The organism is Sphingobium sp. LF-16, assembly GCF_003711185.1.
In the GTDB taxonomy this organism is placed as follows: Bacteria; Pseudomonadota; Alphaproteobacteria; order Sphingomonadales; family Sphingomonadaceae; genus Sphingobium; species Sphingobium yanoikuyae_A.
On the sequence record NZ_CP029335.1, the window covers coordinates 1,312,239 to 1,332,026 of the forward strand.

The window sequence follows — 19,788 nt, forward strand, 5'->3', positions numbered from 1 at the left end:
GTCAGGCTGCGGCGAAAACGCCGGTCTGTTCGTCCAAGATATGAAGCTGGCCATCGGAAATGGCGAAGAAGCTGCCGACCAGCTTCAGTTCGCCGCTTTTTTCCTTGGCCCGCACGCAGGGGAAGCTGCGCAAATTGGTAAGGCTGACCTTCACGCCTTCCTGCTCCATGGCGCGCTCAACCTCACGGTCGCGCTGGTCGCCATAGCGGTCCACCACCACGTCGCGGGCATCATCAAGCAGTTGTATCCAGTTATGGATGAAGCCGCCTTCACCCGGAGGCGCATCCTTGAGGTCATGGCTGAGCGCCGCCTTGCAGCCGCCGCACTTGCCATGGCCCATAACGACGATCTCGCCGACCTTGAGCACCTGAACGGCGAATTCCAGCGCAGCCGACACGCCGTGCCAGCCCGGATTGGTTTCGAACGGCGGCACCAGCGCGGCGACATTGCGGACGACGAAGATTTCGCCGGGGCTGGTGTCGAAGATCTGGGCCGGGTCGACTCGGCTGTCGGAACAGGCGATCACCATCACGCGGGGGCTCTGCCCTTCGTTGAGTTCGTCCCATCGTTCGCGCTGCTGGGACCAGCCGGTGTCACGGAAGCGGCGATAGCCTTCGAGCATGTCTGCAAAGTCGGTCATGATGATTGATGTGCCGCACAAAGAGAGGGCTGGCAAGTATGGTCCTGCATCGCTATCTGGGGCCGATGAACGACATTGCCCCGATCCCCGTCCCCGGTCAGCCCGCCACGACCGAGCGTGCCCGCAAGCCTGACTGGATCCGCGTCAAGGCGCCGACCAGCCCCGCTTATCACGAGACGCGCAAGCTGATGCGGGAAAAGGGTTTGAACACGGTCTGCGAGGAAGCGGCCTGCCCGAATATCGGCGAATGCTGGACCAAGAAGCACGCCACGGTGATGATCCTGGGCGATGTCTGCACCCGCGCCTGCGCCTTCTGCAACGTCAAGACCGGCATGCCGCGCAAGGTGGACGTCAACGAGCCGCAGAACCTGGCCGATGCCGCCGCCGAGATGGGGCTGGAACATATCGTCATCACCTCGGTCGATCGCGACGACCTGCCCGATGGCGGCGCCAGCCAGTTCGTCAAGGTGATCGAGGCACTGCGTCGCACGACGCCGGGCACCACGATCGAGATCCTGACTCCCGACTTCCGCAACAAGCATGAGCGCGCGGTCGCGATGATCGTCGAGGCGCGCCCGGACGTCTATAACCATAATCTGGAAACCGTGCCCCGGCTCTACCCGACCATCCGTCCTGGTGCGCGTTACTACGCGTCGCTGCGCCTGCTGGAGAGCGTCAAGAAGCTCGATCCGTCGATCTTCACCAAGTCGGGCATCATGCTGGGTCTGGGCGAGGAACGTCTGGAGGTTCATCAGGTGATGGACGACATGCGCTCGGCGGACATCGACTTCCTGACCATGGGCCAATATCTGCAGCCCACGCCCAAACATGCCAAGGTGATGGAATTCGTCACCCCGGCCGCGTTCAATGCCTATGCGGCGATCGCGCGGGCCAAGGGCTTCCTGCAGGTGGCGTCGAGCCCGCTGACCCGATCGAGCTATCATGCCGGCAAGGACTTCGCTGAGATGCGCGCCGCGCGCGAGGCAAAGCTGGCCAAGGCGGCCGCCGCAAAGGCCTGACCGGCGAATGCCCAAGCATAACGAGACCCGCCAACTGCCCTATAGTCCGGAACAGATGTTCGACCTAGTGTCGAACGTCTCGGCCTATCCGCAATTCCTGCCCTGGGTCAGCGCGATCCGTATCCGCTCTGACAGCGAGAGCGAGATGGTCGCGGACATGATCGTCGGCTTCAAGGGGATCAGCGAGAGCTTCACCTCGCGCGTCCACAAACATCGCCCGGACCATGTCCGCGTCGATTATCTCAACGGCCCGCTCAAGCATCTCCACAATGAATGGCGCTTCCGCGACGACGGGCAGGGCGGCGTGCTGGTGGATTTCGAGGTCGAGTTCGAATTCAAGAACCGGATATTCGAGATGCTCGCCGGTCAGTTTTTCGACAAGGCGCTGCGCAAGATGATCGGCGCGTTCGAAACGCGCGCGGCAGCGCTTTACGGCGCTGGCGAGTCGGGTAGCAGCAGTTCGAGCGCACACAACGCCGCCTGAAGGCGGACGCCGCCGCGGCCATTATCCTCGAAATGATGCATGTCGGCCACGACCTTGTCGGGGCTGCCGCCCCGTTCTGCGCGCGCGAACACGACGGTGCCGACCGGCTTCTGCTCGCTGCCGCCGCCCGGCCCGGCGATGCCGGTGATGGCGACCGCGACATGCGCGTGGCTTTTCTTGAGCGCGCCCTGCGCCATCGCCCAGGCGGTGGCGATGGAGACTGCGCCGAACGTGTCCAGTACATCGTGGGAAACTTTCAGAAGTTCCGCCTTCATGTCATTGGAATAAGTAATGAAACCTGCCTCGAAGACGTCGGAGGAGCCGGCGATTTCGGTAAGCGCTGCAGATACCAGGCCGCCGGTGCAGCTTTCGGCGACTGCGACGGTGCGGCCGGCGCGGCGGTTGGCGATGATGACCTTTTCGGCGAGGTCGACGAGTTGGGCGGGCAGGATGGTGTTGGGCATGGTCGGCTCAGAATAGCGTGGGGAGGGAGAGGGTGGCAACCGCCTGCGCGGCGATGCCCTCGCGCCGGCCGGCGAAACCCAGCCGCTCGGTGGTGGTGGCTTTCACGCTGATCCGGTCGAGCGGAACCGCCAATATCTCGGCGATCCGGGCGCGCATGGCGTCGCGATGCGGCCCGATCTTGGGCGCCTCGCAGATGATGGTGAGGTCGACATGGTCGATCCGGCCGTCCCGTTTCAGGACCAGATCGCGGGCATGGGCGAGAAAGCGATCCGACGAGGCGCCGCGCCATTGTGGATCGGACGGCGGGAAATGGCTGCCGATATCACCATCGGCGAGCGCGCCGAGGATCGCATCGACGATAGCATGGAGGGCGACATCGGCATCGCTGTGGCCGGCGAGGCCCCGGTCATGCGGGACCAGTACGCCGCCGAGCCACAATTCTTCGTTGGGCGCGAGGCGATGGACGTCATAGCCCATGCCGACGCGGGTGGTGCGGGCGTCCACGATGCGTGCTTCGGCGCGAGCGAAGTCTTCGGGATAGGTCAATTTCTCAAGCCTTTCATCGCCCTGCACCAAAATGACGTCATGGCCCCAGGCGCGCAATATCTGGGCATCGTCGGTTGCTTCCCTAGTTTCGTCCCAGTCGCGGTGGGCGGCCAGGATGGTCTCGAAGCGGAAGGCCTGCGGCGTCTGCACGCGATGCAGGTCGGCGCGATCGACGCCGTCGCCCATCTGCGCGCCCTCGCTGCGTACCAGCGTATCGGCGACGGGCAGGGCGGGGATGGCGCCTTCGGCATCTTCCAGCGCGGCCAGCAGCCGGTCGACGACCGATGCGGGCAGGAACGGGCGGGCGGCGTCATGGATCAGCACGACATCTGCGCCGCCGGCCGCTGCGATCGCCTCCAGCCCGGCCCGGACCGAGCCGCGTCGACTATCCGCGCCGGTGACGACATGGGCGATGCGATCGCCGAGCATGGCCTGGGCGCGGTCTTCCTCGCCTGCGCCCAGGACAATGTGGATGGCCGACACGCGGCCATGCGCCGTCAGCGCGTCATGGGCATGGGCCAGCACGGCCTTGCCGCCAATCTGCCGATATTGTTTGGGAATGTCGCCACCGGCCCGGCTTCCCTGCCCGGCGGCGACGATCAGCGCGACGATCCTGCTGTTCGATGTCATGCAGCGGCGCATAGACGCTCTGCCCCATGCTCGCCAACTACTAAAGCGCTACACATGGTCCGGGGCCCGCCTTGTCGTCGCGGCCATTTTCGGCTAAGGGCTGCCTGTTTTTTAGGCAGTGATAGAAGATGACGCGCAGGCTTTCCCCCATTTCCGTTGGACCGGTGACGGTCGACATGCCGGTCATATTGGCGCCGATGACCGGTGTCACCGACATGCCCTTCCGCACTCTGGTTCGCCGTTTCGGGTCGGGCCTCAACGTCACCGAGATGATCGCGAGCGCGGCGATGATTCGCGAAACGCGCCAGTCGCTGCAGAAGGCCGCCTGGCATCCGCTGGAAGAACCGGTGTCGATGCAGCTGGCCGGTTGTTCGCCGACGGAAATGGCCGAAGCCGCCAAGCTGAACGCTGATCGCGGTGCGGCGATCATCGACATCAACATGGGCTGCCCGGTGAAGAAGGTCGTTAACGGCGATGCGGGCAGCGCGCTGATGCGCGACCTGCCGCTGGCGGCGGCGCTCATCAAGGCGACGGTCGAGGCGGTCGATGTGCCAGTGACGGTCAAGATGCGCATGGGCTGGGATCATTCGAGCCTCAACGCGCCCGAGCTGGCGCATATCGCCGAAGATCTGGGCGCGAAGCTGATCACGGTTCATGGTCGCACCCGCTGCCAGATGTACAAGGGCAGCGCCGACTGGGGCTTCGTGCGCTCGGTCAAGGAGGCGGTCAAGCTGCCGGTGATCGTCAATGGCGACATCTGCTCGATCGAGGACGCGGAAACCGCGCTCGACCAGAGCGGCGCCGACGGCGTGATGATCGGCCGTGGCGCCTATGGCAAGCCGTGGCTGCTGGGCCAGGTGATGCACTGGTTCGCCACCGGCGAGCGTCGTGCCGACCCGAGCCTTGCCGAGCAATATGATCTGATTACAGAGCATTATCGGATGATGCTCGACCATTATGACAATATGACTGGCGTCAACATGGCACGCAAGCATATCGGCTGGTACACCAAGGGCCTGACCGGATCGGCGGAGTTCCGCAACACGGTCAATCAGGAGGCCGACGCGCAGCGGGTGCTGGATATGCTGGCCGCCTTCTACGAGCCGCTGATTGCGGCGGATGAACCGGCGGTGGCACTTCAGGCTGCATGACCATGCCATTGCCGTCCCTCCCGCCGCTCCAGATGCAGCAGGATGGACCATCCCTGTCGGAACTGATGACGGCGCTACCGGTCGCGACCTTGGTGGTGCGGCCGGATAACGGCATCGCCGATGCCAATGTGCGAGCGGAAACCCTGCTCAACATGGCGCGGTCGGCAATCATCGGTAGCGATGTTGCACGCACTGTGCGGATCGCCGAGGCTGGCGCGCGGTTCGATATCTGGCACAGCAACAAGCCGATCGCTGCCTATGATATCAAGGTCCATGCCGGGCGCACCGCCGAGATGGAGGTCGATCTGATGATTTCCCCCATCGTCGATCATGAGGGTTGGCGGGTCGTGTCGATCCATGCGCAGGGGCAGGCCCGCAAGATCGGCCATCGCGGCACGGCGGGCGGCGCGCGATCGGCGGTCGGCGCGGCGGCAATTTTGGCGCATGAGATCAAGAACCCGCTGTCGGGCATTCGCGGTGCTGCGCAGTTGTTGGAAACGAGCAATGGCGGCAGCGATGCGGCGCTGACCCAACTCATCTGCAACGAGGTCGACCGGATCGCCGCGCTGATCGACCGGATGCAGGATTTCACGACCGACCGCACGCTGGAATGCGGCCCCGGCAACATCTATCCGCTGATCGATCGCGCATCGCATATTGCGGCGGCTGGTTTTGCCAAGAATGTAAAAATTATAAAGCGTTATGATCCATCCCTACCATTCGCGATCATCAATGACGATGCGCTGGTGCAGGTGATGATCAACCTGCTGAAGAATGCGGCGGAAGCGCTGGAGCATGTCGAGCAGCCCTGCATTCGCGTGGAGACGGCTTTCCGGCATGGCATGTCGGTGCTGGTCGGCGATCGCAAGGGCAGCGCCGTGCTGCCGATCGAGATCGTGGTGATCGACAATGGACCGGGCGTGCCCGAACATATTCTGGACCACCTCTTCAACCCGTTCATCACGGGCAAGCGGGACGGGCAGGGGCTCGGCCTAGCACTGGTCGACAAGTTGGTTAGGGACATGAGCGGTTTCGTGCAATATTCCCGCGATCAGGAAGCCGGGGAGTCGACCTTCCGCATCCTGCTGCCGATGGGCATGGGCTGATGGCCGCGACGGGCACGGTTCTGGTCGTCGATGATGATCCCGCCATCTGCGTGGTGGTAGGGGAAGCTCTGCGGCGCCAGGGGCACAAGGTGAAGATCGCCGGATCGATCCGCGAGCGCACGGCGTTGATGGAGAGTTTTTCGCCCGACATTCTGATCACCGACGTCATGCTGCCGGATGGCGATGGGCTGGATGGCGTGGCAGAGATTATCGAGCGCAAGCCCGACCTGAATGTTATCATTCTTTCTGCACAGAACACCCTGAACACTGCGATCCGGGCGACGGAGAAGGGGGCGTTCGAATATCTTCCAAAGCCGTTCGATCTCAATGAGTTGACGCGCGCTGTTGCGGACGCCTTGGGGCATCGATCGGGCGGGGCGGACGCGAGCGAGCAAGGATTGCCGCATGATGGCCTGCCGCTGGTGGGGCGATCGCCTGCGATGCAGGAAGTCTATCGCACCATTGCCCGCGTTCTTTCCAATGATCTCAGCATATTGGTGCTGGGCGAGTCGGGGACGGGCAAGGAGCTGGTGGCCGAAGCCATCCATAGCCTGGGCCAGCGACGCACCCGGCCCTTCGTCGCGATCAACATGGCGGCCATTCCGCGCGAGCTGATCGAAGCCGAACTGTTCGGCTACGAAAAGGGCGCCTTTACCGGCGCGCAGGCACGGACCGCCGGCAAGTTCGAGCAGGCGCAGGGCGGCACCCTGTTCCTGGATGAAATCGGCGACATGCCGATGGAGGCGCAGACAAGGTTGCTCCGCGTGCTCCAGTCGGGCGAGGTGACCACGGTCGGCGGGTCGAAGCCGGTCCGCGTCGATGTCCGCATCATCGCCGCCACCAACAAGGATCTGCCGCGGCTGATCGAGGAAAACCGGTTCCGTCAGGACCTCTATTATCGGCTCAATGTCGTGCCGGTGTCGCTGCCGCCTTTGCGCGAACGGCGCGAGGACGTGATCTTGCTGGCGCGCCATTTCCTGGATCGGGCAGCGCAGGACGGCTTGCCGCGCAAGGCGCTGGCCGAGGATGCCGCGCAGTTGCTGATGGCCTATCATTGGCCCGGCAATGTGCGCGAGTTGCAGAATATCATGCAGCGGCTTGCCGTGCTGAGCCGCGAGAATGTGATCGCGGCCGACATGCTGCGCCACGCGCTGCCGCTGGATGCCGTGCCGGCCGACCATGCCGCACCCGCAGGGCAGCTTGCGCAGGCCGTGCGGGAATGGACCAAGCGGCAACTGGGCATCGGGCTGGGGCAGGCCAATCCCCAGTTGCATGACAATCTGCTGGCGGTGATCGAGCCGATCCTGCTGCAGGAAACGCTGGCCAGCGTCGATGGCAACCAGATCCGCGCCGCCGGCCTGCTCGGCATCAATCGCAACACGCTGCGCAAGAAGCTGACCGATTATGGCCTCGACCCGCTGCAACTGCGGCTGAGCGACTAGCGAGGGCGAGACGAAGCGCCCAATCGCATCGACCAGCGACATGGTTTTATGTAAAAACTGTGTTTGATCGGGCACGGCATTGTTGTAACGAAGCCACTATGACTGGTGCGGTGACAATCCCCCGACGGGGGCAGGCTTGGGCAAGGCTGATCCGGCCTTACCTGCGCAACGGTCGCCTGGCCGCCGCGATCGAAGCGGTCACGCTCATCCTTTTCCTGGGCACCGCTGGGCTGACCTATCGCCTGCTGTCCGGGCAGGACCAGTCCTACACCCTGTTGACCCCGCCGATCGTGGCGCTGTTGCTGGTCGCCAATCTGGTGCCGGCGATCGCGCTGCTGATGCTGCTGGGGCGTCGTGTGGCCAAGCGTCGGGCCGCAAAATCGGCGATCGGCAGCGATGGTCAGCTCCACGTCCGCCTGGTGGCGATCTTCTCCGTCGTGGCCAGCGTGCCGATGCTGCTGGTGGTGATCTTTGCGTCGCTGCTGTTCCAATATGGCGTGCAATTCTGGTTTTCGGACAGCGCGCGCGGCATGCTCCAGAATGCCAGCGATCTGGCGCGCGGCTATTATGAGCAGAATTTGCGCGAGGTCCGCGACGAGACGCTGACCATGGCGAGCGATCTGCGCGACTATCTGGGCCAATCGAGCGTTTCCAGTCCCCGCTTTGCCGAGGGCTATATCTATCAAGTGGTGACGCGAAAGCTGAACCGGTCGGCGATCATCGAGATCGGCAAGGACGGCGTGGCGCGGACCGCTGCGACGGTCGATCCCGAGAGCCGGCCGGCGTCCGAAATGTTGTCGGCCGATGTGGTCAAGCGCCTGGCGTCCGGCGAGGATGTGGTGGTGGCCGCCAAGCCGAACCAGATCGAAGCGGTGACGCTGCTTTACCCCAATTCCAAAATCTACCTCTATGCCACGCGCAATGCCGGCAGTTCGTCCTTCTCCAATGTGGAGCGGGCGCAGAAGGTGTTGGGTGATTATGATCTGTTCGCGGCGCAATCCCGCGCGTTGCAATTACGGTTCAACCTGCTGTTGTTCGTGGGATCGCTGTTGCTGGTCGGCATCGCCGTCTACATCGCGCTGGCGGTGGCGGACTGGATGGTGCGGCCGGTCAACGAACTGGTGACAGCGGCCCGCAAGATCACGGCGGGCGACCTGTCCGCGCGCGTGACCAGCCCGGCCAGCCGGGATGAAATCGGTACGCTCGCCTCCGCCTTCAACCGCATGACGCAGCGGTTGGAAGCGCAGACCGGCGCGCTGGTCGCGGCCAACAGCCAGCTTGATGAGCGGCGCGCCTTTATCGAGGCGATCCTGTCGGGCGTAAGTGCCGGCGTGCTTTCGGTCGATCGCGGCGGCGTGATCCAGTTGCTGAACAGCTCGGCCGCCGCGATCGTGGTGCGTGAAGGCGATGATCCGGTCGGACGGCCGCTGGCCGAGATTTCGGCTGAACTGGCCGAACTGGTTGCGTCGCAGGAGGATGCCGGGATTGTCCAGGTGCGCGCCCAAGGCGACCTCCGCACGCTGGCGGTCAAGGTGTCGGAAGATGTGTCCGGCCATATCCTGACCTTCGACGACATCACCCAGCAATTGTCGGATCAGCGGCGTGCAGCCTGGTCGGATGTGGCGCGGCGCATCGCGCATGAGATCAAGAACCCGCTGACCCCGATCCAGCTGGCAGCCGAACGCCTGCAGCGCCGCTATGGCGAGGAGGTGACGAGCGACAAGCCGACCTTCGCCCGGCTGACCGGCACGATTGTGCGGCAGGTGGGTGATTTGCGCCGCATCGTCGACGAATTCTCCTCCTTTGCGCGCATGCCCAAGCCGGTGTTCCGGCGCGAGGCGCTGGGCGACATCGCCCGCCACGCGCTGTTCCTGCACGAGGTGGCTCATCCCGATATTCGCTTCGCCTTCGACGCGGATGCCGGGGAGATGGAGATGGTGTGCGATCGCCGCCAGCTTGGCCAGGCGCTGACCAATATCGTCAAAAATGCGGTCGAGGCGATCGAGCCGAAGCCGGCGCCCGAGGATGGCGGGGTGCGCGGCCATGTGCGCATGCGCCTGCATGAGGCTGATGGCGCGCTGGTAATCGAAGTGCGCGACGATGGCATCGGCCTGCCGCCCGAACGTGAACGCATCCTGGAGCCCTATATGACCACGCGGTCGAAGGGGACGGGTTTGGGCTTGGCCATCGTCAAGAAGATTGTCGAAGAACATATGGGCGAAATCCGCTTCGATGACGCGGAAGGCGGGGGCGCGCGGGTGACGCTGCGCTTCCCTGTCGCAGCCCTGGAGAAACTGGAAGAGGGGCAGGTGGTTGCCTTGCCCAAAGGAAAAGTGACGGCCAATGGCGCTTGATATTCTGATAGTCGACGACGAAGAGGACATTCGCGATCTGGTTGCGGGTGTGCTGGAAGATGAGGGTTTTACCACCCGCACCGCCGCCAATAGCGACAGCGCGATCGAAGCGCTGGACAGCCGGCGCCCCTCGCTGGTGCTGCTCGATGTCTGGCTGCAGGGCTCGAAGCTCGACGGGCTGGAACTGCTAGAGGAGATCAAGCGGCGTGACGCGACCGTCCCGGTGCTGATGATCTCCGGTCATGGCAATATCGACACGGCGGTGGCGGCGATCCGCAAGGGCGCGGCCGATTTCATCGAGAAGCCGTTCGAGGCGGACCGGCTGCTCCATCTGGTGGCGCGCGCCACCGAGACCGAGCGGCTGCGGCGCGAGAACCAGACGCTGCGCGCGCGCTTTGGCCAGGATGATGAGCTGACCGGCACGTCGGCATCGATCAACGGCGTGCGGGCGACGATCAAGAAGGTTGCAGGCACCGGCAGCCGGGTGCTGATTTCCGGCCCGGCCGGCGTCGGCAAGGAAGTTGCCGCCCGCATGCTGCACAGCTGGAGCGGGCGGGCCGATGCGCCCTTCATCATCGTCGCCGCGGCGCGGATGGACCCGGACCGGGTCGAGGAAGAGCTGTTCGGCGTCGAGGATCCCAGCGGCTTGGTGCGTCCCGGTTATCTGGAACAGGCGCATGGCGGCACGCTCTATCTGGACGAGATCGCCGACATGCCGGTCACCACCCAGGGCAAGATATTGCGGGTGCTGACCGACCAGAGCTTCACCCGCGTCGGCGGGCAGCGGCAGGTGAAGGTCGACGTGCGCGTCATTTCCTCGACCGCGCGCAACCTGACGGCGGAGATCGAGGAGCGGCGCTTCCGCGAGGATCTCTTCTATCGGCTCAATGTCGTGCCCTTGCAGATCCCGTCGCTGTCCGAGCGGCGCGACGATATTCCGCCGCTGGTCGAGCATTATCTGGCGCGCTTCGCCGCCGATCGCCGGGTCAATCCGCCCGAGATCGCCAGCGATGCCATGGCGGCGCTGCAGGCCAATGAATGGCCGGGCAATGTCCGCCAACTGCGCAACGTGATCGAACGGACGATGATCCTGGCGCCGGGGGACCGGATCGGGCGGATTGAACTGGACATGTTGCCGGCCGAGCTGACGAGCGGCGGCGGCGGGGATGGCATCGGCCAGTCGGCGATCATGGGCGCGCCGCTGCGCGAGGCGCGTGAAAGTTTCGAACGGGAATATCTGCGCATCCAGATCCGCCGCTTTTCCGGCAATATCTCGCGCACCGCGACCTTCATCGGCATGGAGCGGTCTGCGCTGCACCGCAAACTGAAATTGCTGGGCATTACCGACGGAAAGGACGGCTGACGCTAGGGAAATTCCCGATGGCGATGTCAGGCATGGACGCCCCTTCGCAATTGCGGTAGGATTGCCTCGCCCTCGACAAGCGGGGGCAGGCAAGACACCTCCGCCCAGAGGTGCGAGAGCGGGTAACGTCCCGCCAATAAAGGACTGGCAAAAACCATGGCCGACAAAGTGAACAACCTTCAGGATATTTTCCTCAACAGCCTGCGCAAATCGAAGACCCCGGTGACCATGTTCCTGGTCAAGGGCGTTAAGCTGCAGGGCATCATCACCTGGTTCGACAATTTTTCCGTGCTGCTGCGCCGGGATGGTCAGTCGCAGCTGGTCTACAAGCATGCCATTTCGACGGTCATGCCGGCCCAGACGATGGACCTGACCGATCTGCGCAAGGCCAGTGACGGCAATGGCAAGCCGCGCCTGCTGCAGGAAATCTTCCTGAGCGCCGTGCGCAAGTCGGGCAGCCCGGTGACCATGTTCCTGGTCAACGGCGTGATGCTCCAGGGCGAGATCGCCGCCTTCGACCTGTTCTGCATGCTGCTCGAACGCGACGGCATGGTGCAGTTGGTCTACAAGCACGCCATTTCGACCGTGCAACCGCTCCATTCGCTCGACCTGTCGGGCGAGAACGAGCAGGACGACTGATCGTCCACGCCGCATCCGGTCTTCCCGCCGATCCGCGCGGGTAGACCGGAGCGCGGCCAGATGCTCTAAGCTGACATGGCCATATTCAATCGCGACTCCGAGGACGAAGTGGCGCGCGGTGCGCGTGCCGTCGTCGTGCATGCCGAAACCCATGGCGGCGACCGCCGCGACAGCGACGCCCGGCTGGAGGAAGCCCGTGGCCTGGCCCTGGCGATCGGCATCGATGTGCGTGCCGCCCAGAGCTTCCGCGTCCGCGACCGCAAGCCCGCCACGCTATTCGGTAGCGGCCAGGTCGACCAGATCGCCACGCTGGTGAACCAGGAAGAGGCCGAACTGGTCATCGTCGACAATGCGCTGACCCCGGTGCAGCAGAGCAATCTGGAAAAGGGAACCGGCGCCAAGGTGATCGACCGGACCGGGCTGATCCTGGAAATTTTCGGCGAGCGCGCCGCCACCAATGAAGGGCGGCTGCAGGTCGAACTCGCCCATCTCGACTATCAGGCGGGCCGGCTGGTGCGCAGCTGGACCCATCTTGAGCGCCAGCGCGGCGGTTTCGGCTTCCTCGGCGGTCCGGGCGAAACCCAGATCGAGGCGGACCGGCGCATGATCCGCGACCGCATGGCCAAGATCCGGCGCGAACTGGATCAGGTCACCAAGACGCGCGGCCTGCATCGCGCCCGGCGCCAGCGCGCGCCCTGGCCGGTGATCGCGTTGGTCGGCTATACCAATGCCGGCAAGTCGACCCTGTTCAATCGCCTGACCGGCGCCGAGGTGATGGCCGAGGATCTGCTGTTCGCCACGCTCGACCCGACGATGCGGCAGATCGTGCTACCGGGGCTGGACAAGGCGATCCTGTCCGACACGGTCGGCTTCGTCTCCGACCTGCCGACCCAGTTGATCGCGGCCTTTCGTGCGACGCTGGAGGAAGTGCTGTCGGCCGACATCATCGTCCATGTCCGCGACATCGCTCATCCCGATACCGAAGCGCAGCGCGACGACGTGCTGGACGTGCTGAGTGAACTGGGCGTGGCCGGCGAAGGGGCGCTGGAGCGCGGCGATGGCGAGGGCGATCCGCCGCCGATCATCGAGGCGTGGAACAAGCTGGACCTGCTCGACGCGGAGAGCGCCGCGCAGGCGCGCGAGATTGCGGCCCGGCATGATGATGTCGTCATCATCTCGGCCTTGACCGGCGAGGGTGTCGAGGGGCTGCAGCGGGCGATCAGCAGCCGGCTGACGCGCGGTGCGCGGGTTCACAGCCTGCGCCTGCCGATCGCCGATGGGGCCGCCCTCGCCTGGCTGCACGAGCATGGCGAGGTACTGGCAACGCGCCCGAGCGAGGCGGAGATGCAGGTGGATGTCCGCCTGTCCGACTCCGGCCTCGCCCGTTTCCTCAAGCGCGACCGTTAGAGCAAATTCCGATCCGACTGCGTCAGATCGGTTGCTCTAAGTTTTTGGTTTAACGCGTTTTCCGAGTCATCAGGTGATTCCACCTGATTAGAAAACGCTCTAATCGGGCAGTCGCGTCACGAAATCCTGTACGACGCGGGCCGAATTGGCCGAGGCGAGCGCCATGAAGACGCTCATCTGGTTCTGTTCGGCGTCGCCGCCGGCGAGATCCGAGAGGCTGCGGAAGGCGAGGAAGGGCACGCGATTGGCATAGGCGACCTGCGCCACGGCCGCGCTTTCCATGTCCAGCACCTGCGCCTGGAAGGTGGCGAACAGATATTGGCGATAGGCGGCATTGTCCATGAAGGCGGGGCCGCTGATACCGCGCCCGCCGACATGCAGGCTGGGCTGGTGCGGCAGGCATTTGGCAGTGGCGGCATCGGCGCAATGGGCCAGGCTTTCCGAGGATGACAGGGCGCGGGCGATGGCGAGCAAAGCGGGATCGGCCGGGAAGGCGCGGTGCCAGCTCTTGGCTTCGGCCTCATTGCCGACCTCGACATCGCGCGGGAAGATCATGCCATAATTGGGCAGGTCGTTGCCCGGCGTGCGGAAGATCGGCGCAAAGCCGCCCGGCGCCTCGCGCGCGATCGTGCTTTCCATGAACTGGCCCCAGTCGGCCGCGACCACGACATCGCCGATATGCAGCGACGGATCGATGCCGCCGGCAATGCCGGAAAAGAGGATGCGCTTCACCGCGAAGCGATCGACCAGCCACTGGGTGGTCATCGCGGCATTGACCATGCTGACGCCGCTCTCGACCAGCAGCACCGGCTTGCCGGCCATCTGGCCAAGCGTCACCGGTACGCCGTTGACGCGCACCGTGCGGGGCCGCTCGATCCGATCGACGAGCGCGGCATGTTCGGGCGGGAAGGCGGTCATGATCGCCGTGCGTGGTTGCTCGTCCAGTTTCTGGGCGAGGGCAGGGCTGGCGGTCAGCAGGCCGACCAGGGCGAGGAGATATTTCATGCGGCGGCAACCCAGGCAAAGCGGATGACGATCAGGATAGCGAGCAGGAAGAGCAGCCAGTCGGCGCGGCTCATCTTGCCGCGCAGCAGCTTCAGGATGGCATGGGCGACAATGCCGAAGGCGATGCCGTTGGCGATCGAGAAGGTGAGGGGGATGAGCGCGAGGGTGAGGAAGGCGGGGACGGCCTCGAACGGTTCTTCCCAGCTGACTTCCACCAGTGGCGCCATCATCAGGCTGCCGACCAGGATCAGCGCAGGCGCCGTCGCATAGAGCGGCACCAGGCCGGCATAGGGCGCGGCGAAGATGGTGACCAGGAACAGCAGGCCGGTGACGATGGCGGTGAGGCCCGTGCGCCCGCCCGCCGCAACGCCGGCTGCGCTTTCGACATAGGATGTGACGGTGCTGGTGCCCGCCGTCGCACCGACCATTGTCGCGGCCGCGTCGGCGATCAGGATGCGGTTGAGATTGGGCACGCTGCCGTCCGGGCGAGCGAGGCCGGCGCGCTTGGTCACCGCCATCAGCGTTCCGAGATTGTCGAACAGGTCGACGAACAGGAAAACGAAGATAATCTCCAGCACGCCGATGCCATGGCTGCCGGCGAAGACCGCACCAAGATCGAGATGGAAGGCGGTGCTGCCCAGCGCCGAGACATCATAGGGCGTCGGCGTGAAATGCAGCGCGCCAACCAGCCAGCCGAGCAGGGTGGTGGCAACGATGCCGATCAGGATCGCGCCGCGCACCTGGCGGATCGACAGGCCGGCGATCAGCGTCAGGCCGAACAGGGTGAGCAGAACCGGGGCCGAGCGGAGGTCGCCAAGCGCGACCGAGGTGGCGCTGTTGGAGACGACGATGCCGGCATTGCGCAGGCCGATGAAGGCAATGAAAAGGCCGATGCCGCTGGCAACCGCCGCCAGAAGATGCGGCGGGATGGCAGCCAGGATCATCTGGCGGATGCCCGCCAGCGTCAGCGCCAGGAAAGCGACGCCCGAGAGAAAGACGCAGCCGAGCGCGACCGGCCAGGGGATACCAAGGCCCAGCACCACCGAATAGGTGAAATAGGCGTTGAGGCCCATGCCCGGTGCCAGTGCCAGCGGCACGTTCGCGACCATCCCCATCAGAATGCTGGCGAAGGCGGCGGCGAAACAGGTCGCAGCGGCCACGCCGACCAGCGGCATGCCGGCCTCGCCCAGGATCGCCGGGTTGACCAGCACGATATAGGCCATGGTGAGGAAGGTGGTGATGCCGGCGACGATTTCCGTGCGCACATTGCTGCCGCGCGCGGCTATCTGGAACCGGCTGTCCAGCCAGGACGAGAGGGGAGCGGTCATCGCGCGCAACCGGGCAGGGAAAGGGAAGGGGCCATGGCCGGCCCGGACAGCGAAGTTGACACCAGATACCCCCTATGCGCGATGGTCGCGATTGCGCGCCCTATGCCGCTGTGCAAGCGCCGCGTCAAAGGTAACGATGCATCACAAATGTGTCGACCAGACCCAGCGTTGGATGGGCAAAGGCATCGGGCACGCGGCCGACAATGGCAAAGCCCATTGCCTGCCACAGCGCGACTGCGCGGCTGTTGGAGGAAACCACGAAATTATATTGCATCGCGCTGAAACCGAGATCGCGGGCCAGATCGAAGGAGGCCGCACACATTCGCCGGGCAACGCCGCGTCCGGTTGCGTGAGCAGCGGTCACATAGCCGGCATTGGCGACATGACTGCCGCCGCCCGGCTGATTGGCGCGGACGTAGAAGATGCCGAGCAGATTGCCATCCTCCTCGATGACGCGGACGGTGCGGTCCGGCGACAGCCACAAGGCAAGGGCGCCTTCGCGGCTGATGGCGCGATCGACCGCCAGGGTTTCGCCAGCGCGCAGCACGGGTTCCAGGATATCCCAGATCGCGTCATGATCCGCCGGTGTGACCGGCCTGATTATTCCGCCTGTTTCGCCTGCTGCCATAGCGCTTCCTTCTCGTCGAGCGACAGGCCCACGAACGCGTCGCCGGCGATTGCCTCCATCTGACGAAAACGACGATCGAACTTGGCATTTCCGCCACGCAAGGCGACTTCGGGGTCGATCTTGAGATGGCGTGCGAGGTTCACGACGGCAAAGAGCAGGTCGCCGACTTCTTCCTCCCGATGGGCATGGCTGGTCGCGCTGGCAACCTCGTCCAGTTCCTCATGGATCTTCGCTATCGCGCCCTGGGTGTCGGGCCAGTCGAAGCCGGTGCGGGCGGCCCGCTTCTGCAGCTTTTCGGCGCGCAGCAGCGCCGGAAGCGCCTGTGCCACGCCGGCCATGGCGCTCGGGTCGGGGATCTTATCGGCACGTTCGGCCGCCTTGATGCTTTCCCACTGGGCATGGCCATCCTCGCGCCGGGCGCCTTCGCCAAAGACATGGGGGTGTCGCCGGATCATCTTGGCGGCGATGCTGTCGATGACGTCCTGCAGGCGGAAATGGCCGGCCTGTTCGGCGATGCGGCTGTGGAACACGACCTGCAGCAGCAGATCGCCCAGTTCATCGCGCAGGTCGGCCATGTCATTGCGCTCGATCGCATCGGCCACTTCATAGGCTTCCTCGATCGTGTAGGGGGCGATGCTCGCGAAATCCTGCTCTATGTCCCAAGGGCAGCCCGTTTCCGGATCGCGCAGCCGCGCCATGACATCGGCGATCGGCATGATATCGGCGGGACTGGCTTTGGACATGGGAACCTTCGCATTGGCTGCTGATGGGCCTGCGGATAGGCGTTTGCCGGATACAAGGCCACCCCCGATGTCGAACGGAGCGCCGATAGGCGGAGATGGTGCCCATGGCGATGCGCGTTGGAGCCTGTGGGAGGATTATTCCGCTGCGACGGCATCCTCGTCCTTGACCGGATTGTTCGTCCGGACCTGCACGACCCGACCCCGGTCGAGATGAACGATGACGTCGGCAAGTGTGACAAGCGATGCCGTATGGGCTATGGCCAATATAGTGATATGGCCCCGCAAACCGGCAATCGCGGTTTCGATCTTGGTCTGTGCGTCCATGTCGAGCGCGCTGGTCGCCTCGTCCAGGATCAGCAGCCTGGGATGGCGCAGCAGCGCGCGCGCGAGGGCGATGCGCTGCCTTTCCCCGCCGGACAGACGGCTGCCACGATCGCCGACCACGGTATCGAGCCCCTGGGGCAGGGCACCGACGAACTGCCGGGCATTGGCGGCGTCGAGGGCGTTCCACAACTCCTCATCGCTCGCATCCGCCTTGCCGATGCGCAAATTGGTTGCGATGCTGTCATGCAACAGGAAGACATCCTGGGGCATATAGGCGATCTGGGACCGCCATTGCCGATCATCCTGGGGAAGGTTGACACCGTCGACCAGAATTTGGCCCTCGCTGGGATCGAGCAGCCCCATCAGCATGTCCGCTATGGTGCTCTTGCCTGCACCCGAAGGCCCGACCAGGGCAATGATCTTGCCGGCGGGCAATTCCAGATCGAGGTTCGCGATCGTCGGCGTGTCCGCGCCGTGATGGGTGATGGATACGCGATCGAAGCGGACATGCCGGGTCAGGAGCGGTACTTGAACGCGCTCCGGCCCGGCGGTGCGGTTCTGCTCCGCCGTGAAGATGCGCAGCAGCCTGGCGACATTCTCATAGCCTGGCAGGCAGAGGAGCAGTTGCTGGAGCGTGCTTTGCAGGGCGTTGAAGCGCGGCGCGAGGCGCATGAACAACAGCAGCATCGTCATCAGCTGCGGCAGGGGCAGCGCGATGACGGCATAGGCCACATAGACGAACAGGGCTGCGGCCGCACCGCTTGCCAACTGGAACAGAGCGGTACTGTTGGATGTCAGCCGGGCGAACTCGACAGTGCCGACGCGCAGCGTTTCCAGCAACCGATCCAAGCGTTGAAGATAATAGGGTTCGCTGTTGAAAGCCTTGGCGATCTTCATGCCGGTGATGAATTCGAACGCGACATATTGCCGTTCCTGCAGGGAATTCGACATGGATTGCGCATGGCGGGCGATCTTCCGGCGCACCGGGTACAGGCCGAACAGGGTCGCTGCGCCAACGGTCATGGCGAACAAGGTCATCTGCCAGGATATCAGCGTGGACAGCAGGCCATAGAGCGTCAGCCAGATGATATTCTGGCCAAATGACATGAGGCTGAAGACTGCGACCTGGATGCGATCGACATCGTTGCTGAGCGCATGGTTGAGATCCGACCCGCGCATGTTCGCGACCAGCGACCAGCGACCATAGCCGATGGCCGTGAACAGGCGCATGCGGATGTCGTCTACCGCCTGCTGCATCGTGCGGGTCATGAGGAGGAGGCGGCGGCGCGACACCAAGGCCTGAAACACCATGAGGCACAGCATTGCCGTCAGCAACCAGCCGAGCGATATGCTGCCAATCCAGGGCAGTTGAATGCTGCTCTGGGCCGCACCATGGTTGGTGCCGATCAGTTTCAGCAACGGGATCATCGCCAGCAGGGAGCAGCTTTCCAGAATGCTGCCGATCAGGATCAGCAACAGGATGACGGACGCCTGTCGGCCATATCCCCCGAGGGAAAAGCGCGCGAAATCGCTGATCTGACGGAACTGGCTCACCTATGGTCCTCGCAGTCGGCGCGGACGAGTTCGACCGTCTCTTCCAGTCGATTGAGGGCATGCGGGACGTGCAGCGTTGCCACCTGGACGCAACGGGCCAGGGCAGCGCAGCCCTGCATGTGACGGGCCTCGTCGGCGGGCGAGAGCGCTGCCTTCCCGAAACGGGTTATGTAGGAGTAGCGCAGGATCGCCGACAGGGCCTGGGTTCCGGCAAGTCGGGTGAGGCCGGGCTGATCCCCCACGCGGTCGAGAACATAGAGGCGTTCGGGTTGAAGCTGATCATGGCGGAAATCGCCCATCAAGCGATGCTGGCGTTTGGAAAAGCCGGGATAGACCAATGGCAATGGCTGCGCTTCGGCCAGTTGCATGGCGTCTGCGGCCTCTTCCGCGAGCTTGAGCTGGCCATAGGCCGGCAGGATTTCGAGCGTGCCGTCCGGGTTGGCGCGGATCGCCAAGAGGTCGTCCGTCAGCAGACGATGGCCCGCCCGGAGGAAGGCTGCGGCGGTGGTGGATTTGCCCGCCAGTTTGTCGCCAACGAAGATGACGCCATGCCCGTCCAAGTCGATCGCGCTGGCGTGGAGCGTGATGTAGCCGCGCATGTGCAACGCCAGCGCCATGATCGGCCCCAGCAGAGGAAAGGGGAGGTAGGTCACCGGCGTATCGGGATAGGGCTGAATCTCGATGAGGTCGGGGCCGTGGAACTGGAAGGCCGCAACGTCGGGCCATGCCAGGAAATGCGTCCCGTCCGTGCGGAACTGCGTGATCACGCCCTCCTCGCGCGACGGCAAGGGCAGGTCGCGGCTGTAGATGATGCGGATGTCGGGCACGGATCCCGCCGGGGCGGTCGTCAGTTCCGGCAGCGGAACATCCGATTCGATCGTCAGCCCAAAGGCACGATAAAGGGACGAGGCCTTGCTGGCGGGGGCAAGGGCGGGCTGAGGCGTTGGGCCCATCTTCATG

General features: G+C 64.4%; 18 protein-coding genes. 9 read left to right on the forward strand and 9 right to left on the reverse strand.

What is annotated here, in order from left to right; translation table 11 throughout:
- Position 1: 1 nt before the first annotated feature.
- The gene (locus DIZ22_RS06195) at positions 2-640 is read right to left on the reverse strand and encodes a carbonic anhydrase (RefSeq protein WP_048936498.1); all 639 of its coding nucleotides are present in this window, start codon (positions 638-640) and stop codon (positions 2-4) included.
- A gap of 38 nt (positions 641-678) precedes the next feature.
- Between DIZ22_RS06195 and lipA the strand changes: the two genes are divergently transcribed.
- Complete coding sequence (gene lipA / locus DIZ22_RS06200) at positions 679-1,659, forward strand: lipoyl synthase (protein ID WP_048936497.1); 981 nt, start codon at positions 679-681, stop codon at positions 1,657-1,659.
- 7 nt (positions 1,660-1,666) lie between these two features.
- A complete protein-coding gene (locus DIZ22_RS06205; protein WP_026109377.1) occupies positions 1,667-2,143 on the forward strand; it encodes a type II toxin-antitoxin system RatA family toxin in 477 nt (158 codons plus the stop codon).
- Here the strand turns inward: DIZ22_RS06205 and DIZ22_RS06210 are convergent.
- Complete coding sequence (locus DIZ22_RS06210; protein ID WP_004212578.1) at positions 2,089-2,607, reverse strand: CinA family protein; 519 nt, start codon at positions 2,605-2,607, stop codon at positions 2,089-2,091. The genes DIZ22_RS06205 and DIZ22_RS06210 overlap by 55 nt on opposite strands.
- A 7-nt stretch (positions 2,608-2,614) precedes the next feature.
- Positions 2,615-3,796, reverse strand: a complete 1,182-nt coding sequence (locus tag DIZ22_RS06215; RefSeq protein WP_048936496.1) for a bifunctional 2-C-methyl-D-erythritol 4-phosphate cytidylyltransferase/2-C-methyl-D-erythritol 2,4-cyclodiphosphate synthase — start codon at positions 3,794-3,796, stop codon at positions 2,615-2,617.
- Positions 3,797-3,912: 116 nt separating this feature from the next.
- On the opposite strand from DIZ22_RS06215, the gene dusB reads away from it, so the two are divergent.
- The 7 genes from dusB to hflX all read left to right on the forward strand — a co-directional run bounded on the left by dusB (position 3,913) and on the right by hflX (position 13,246).
- On the forward strand, positions 3,913-4,935 hold the full coding sequence (gene dusB / locus DIZ22_RS06220) for a tRNA dihydrouridine synthase DusB (RefSeq protein WP_048936495.1): 1,023 nt from the start codon (positions 3,913-3,915) through the stop codon (positions 4,933-4,935).
- Entirely contained in the window at positions 4,932-6,041 is a 1,110-nt protein-coding gene (locus tag DIZ22_RS06225) for an ATP-binding protein (RefSeq protein ID WP_037491486.1), read from the forward strand. Before dusB ends, DIZ22_RS06225 begins: the two co-directional genes overlap by 4 nt.
- On the forward strand, positions 6,041-7,483 hold the full coding sequence (gene ntrC, locus DIZ22_RS06230; protein ID WP_048936494.1) for a nitrogen regulation protein NR(I): 1,443 nt from the start codon (positions 6,041-6,043) through the stop codon (positions 7,481-7,483). Before DIZ22_RS06225 ends, ntrC begins: the two co-directional genes overlap by 1 nt.
- A gap of 98 nt (positions 7,484-7,581) precedes the next feature.
- Positions 7,582-9,837, forward strand: a complete 2,256-nt coding sequence (locus DIZ22_RS06235; protein ID WP_122928043.1) for an ATP-binding protein — start codon at positions 7,582-7,584, stop codon at positions 9,835-9,837.
- Positions 9,827-11,200 (forward strand): sigma-54 dependent transcriptional regulator, encoded by a 1,374-nt coding sequence (locus tag DIZ22_RS06240; RefSeq protein WP_048936493.1) that lies wholly within the window; start codon positions 9,827-9,829, stop codon positions 11,198-11,200. The genes DIZ22_RS06235 and DIZ22_RS06240 overlap by 11 nt, the downstream gene beginning before the upstream one ends.
- Before the next feature lie 156 nt (positions 11,201-11,356).
- A complete protein-coding gene (gene hfq / locus DIZ22_RS06245; RefSeq protein ID WP_004212587.1) occupies positions 11,357-11,839 on the forward strand; it encodes an RNA chaperone Hfq in 483 nt (160 codons plus the stop codon).
- Positions 11,840-11,914: 75 nt separating this feature from the next.
- Entirely contained in the window at positions 11,915-13,246 is a 1,332-nt protein-coding gene (hflX, locus tag DIZ22_RS06250; RefSeq protein WP_037519752.1) for a GTPase HflX, read from the forward strand.
- A gap of 99 nt (positions 13,247-13,345) precedes the next feature.
- On the opposite strand, the gene DIZ22_RS06255 is transcribed toward hflX, so the two are convergent.
- The 6 genes from DIZ22_RS06255 to DIZ22_RS06280 form a co-directional block, all read right to left on the reverse strand.
- On the reverse strand, positions 13,346-14,251 hold the full coding sequence (locus DIZ22_RS06255) for a 5'-methylthioadenosine/S-adenosylhomocysteine nucleosidase (protein WP_122928044.1): 906 nt from the start codon (positions 14,249-14,251) through the stop codon (positions 13,346-13,348).
- Positions 14,248-15,579, reverse strand: a complete 1,332-nt coding sequence (locus DIZ22_RS06260) for an NCS2 family permease (RefSeq protein WP_048936490.1) — start codon at positions 15,577-15,579, stop codon at positions 14,248-14,250. Before DIZ22_RS06260 ends, DIZ22_RS06255 begins: the two co-directional genes overlap by 4 nt.
- 124 nt (positions 15,580-15,703) lie before the next feature.
- Positions 15,704-16,207, reverse strand: a complete 504-nt coding sequence (locus DIZ22_RS06265; protein ID WP_048936489.1) for a GNAT family N-acetyltransferase — start codon at positions 16,205-16,207, stop codon at positions 15,704-15,706.
- Positions 16,180-16,950 (reverse strand): nucleoside triphosphate pyrophosphohydrolase, encoded by a 771-nt coding sequence (gene mazG, locus DIZ22_RS06270; protein ID WP_048936488.1) that lies wholly within the window; start codon positions 16,948-16,950, stop codon positions 16,180-16,182. The genes DIZ22_RS06265 and mazG overlap by 28 nt, the downstream gene beginning before the upstream one ends.
- 135 nt (positions 16,951-17,085) lie before the next feature.
- On the reverse strand, positions 17,086-18,828 hold the full coding sequence (locus DIZ22_RS06275) for an ABC transporter ATP-binding protein (protein ID WP_048936487.1): 1,743 nt from the start codon (positions 18,826-18,828) through the stop codon (positions 17,086-17,088).
- Positions 18,825-19,787, reverse strand: coding sequence for a hypothetical protein (locus DIZ22_RS06280; protein WP_107917686.1), 963 nt, complete (start codon positions 19,785-19,787; stop codon positions 18,825-18,827). The genes DIZ22_RS06275 and DIZ22_RS06280 overlap by 4 nt, the downstream gene beginning before the upstream one ends.
- Position 19,788 lies beyond the last annotated feature (1 nt).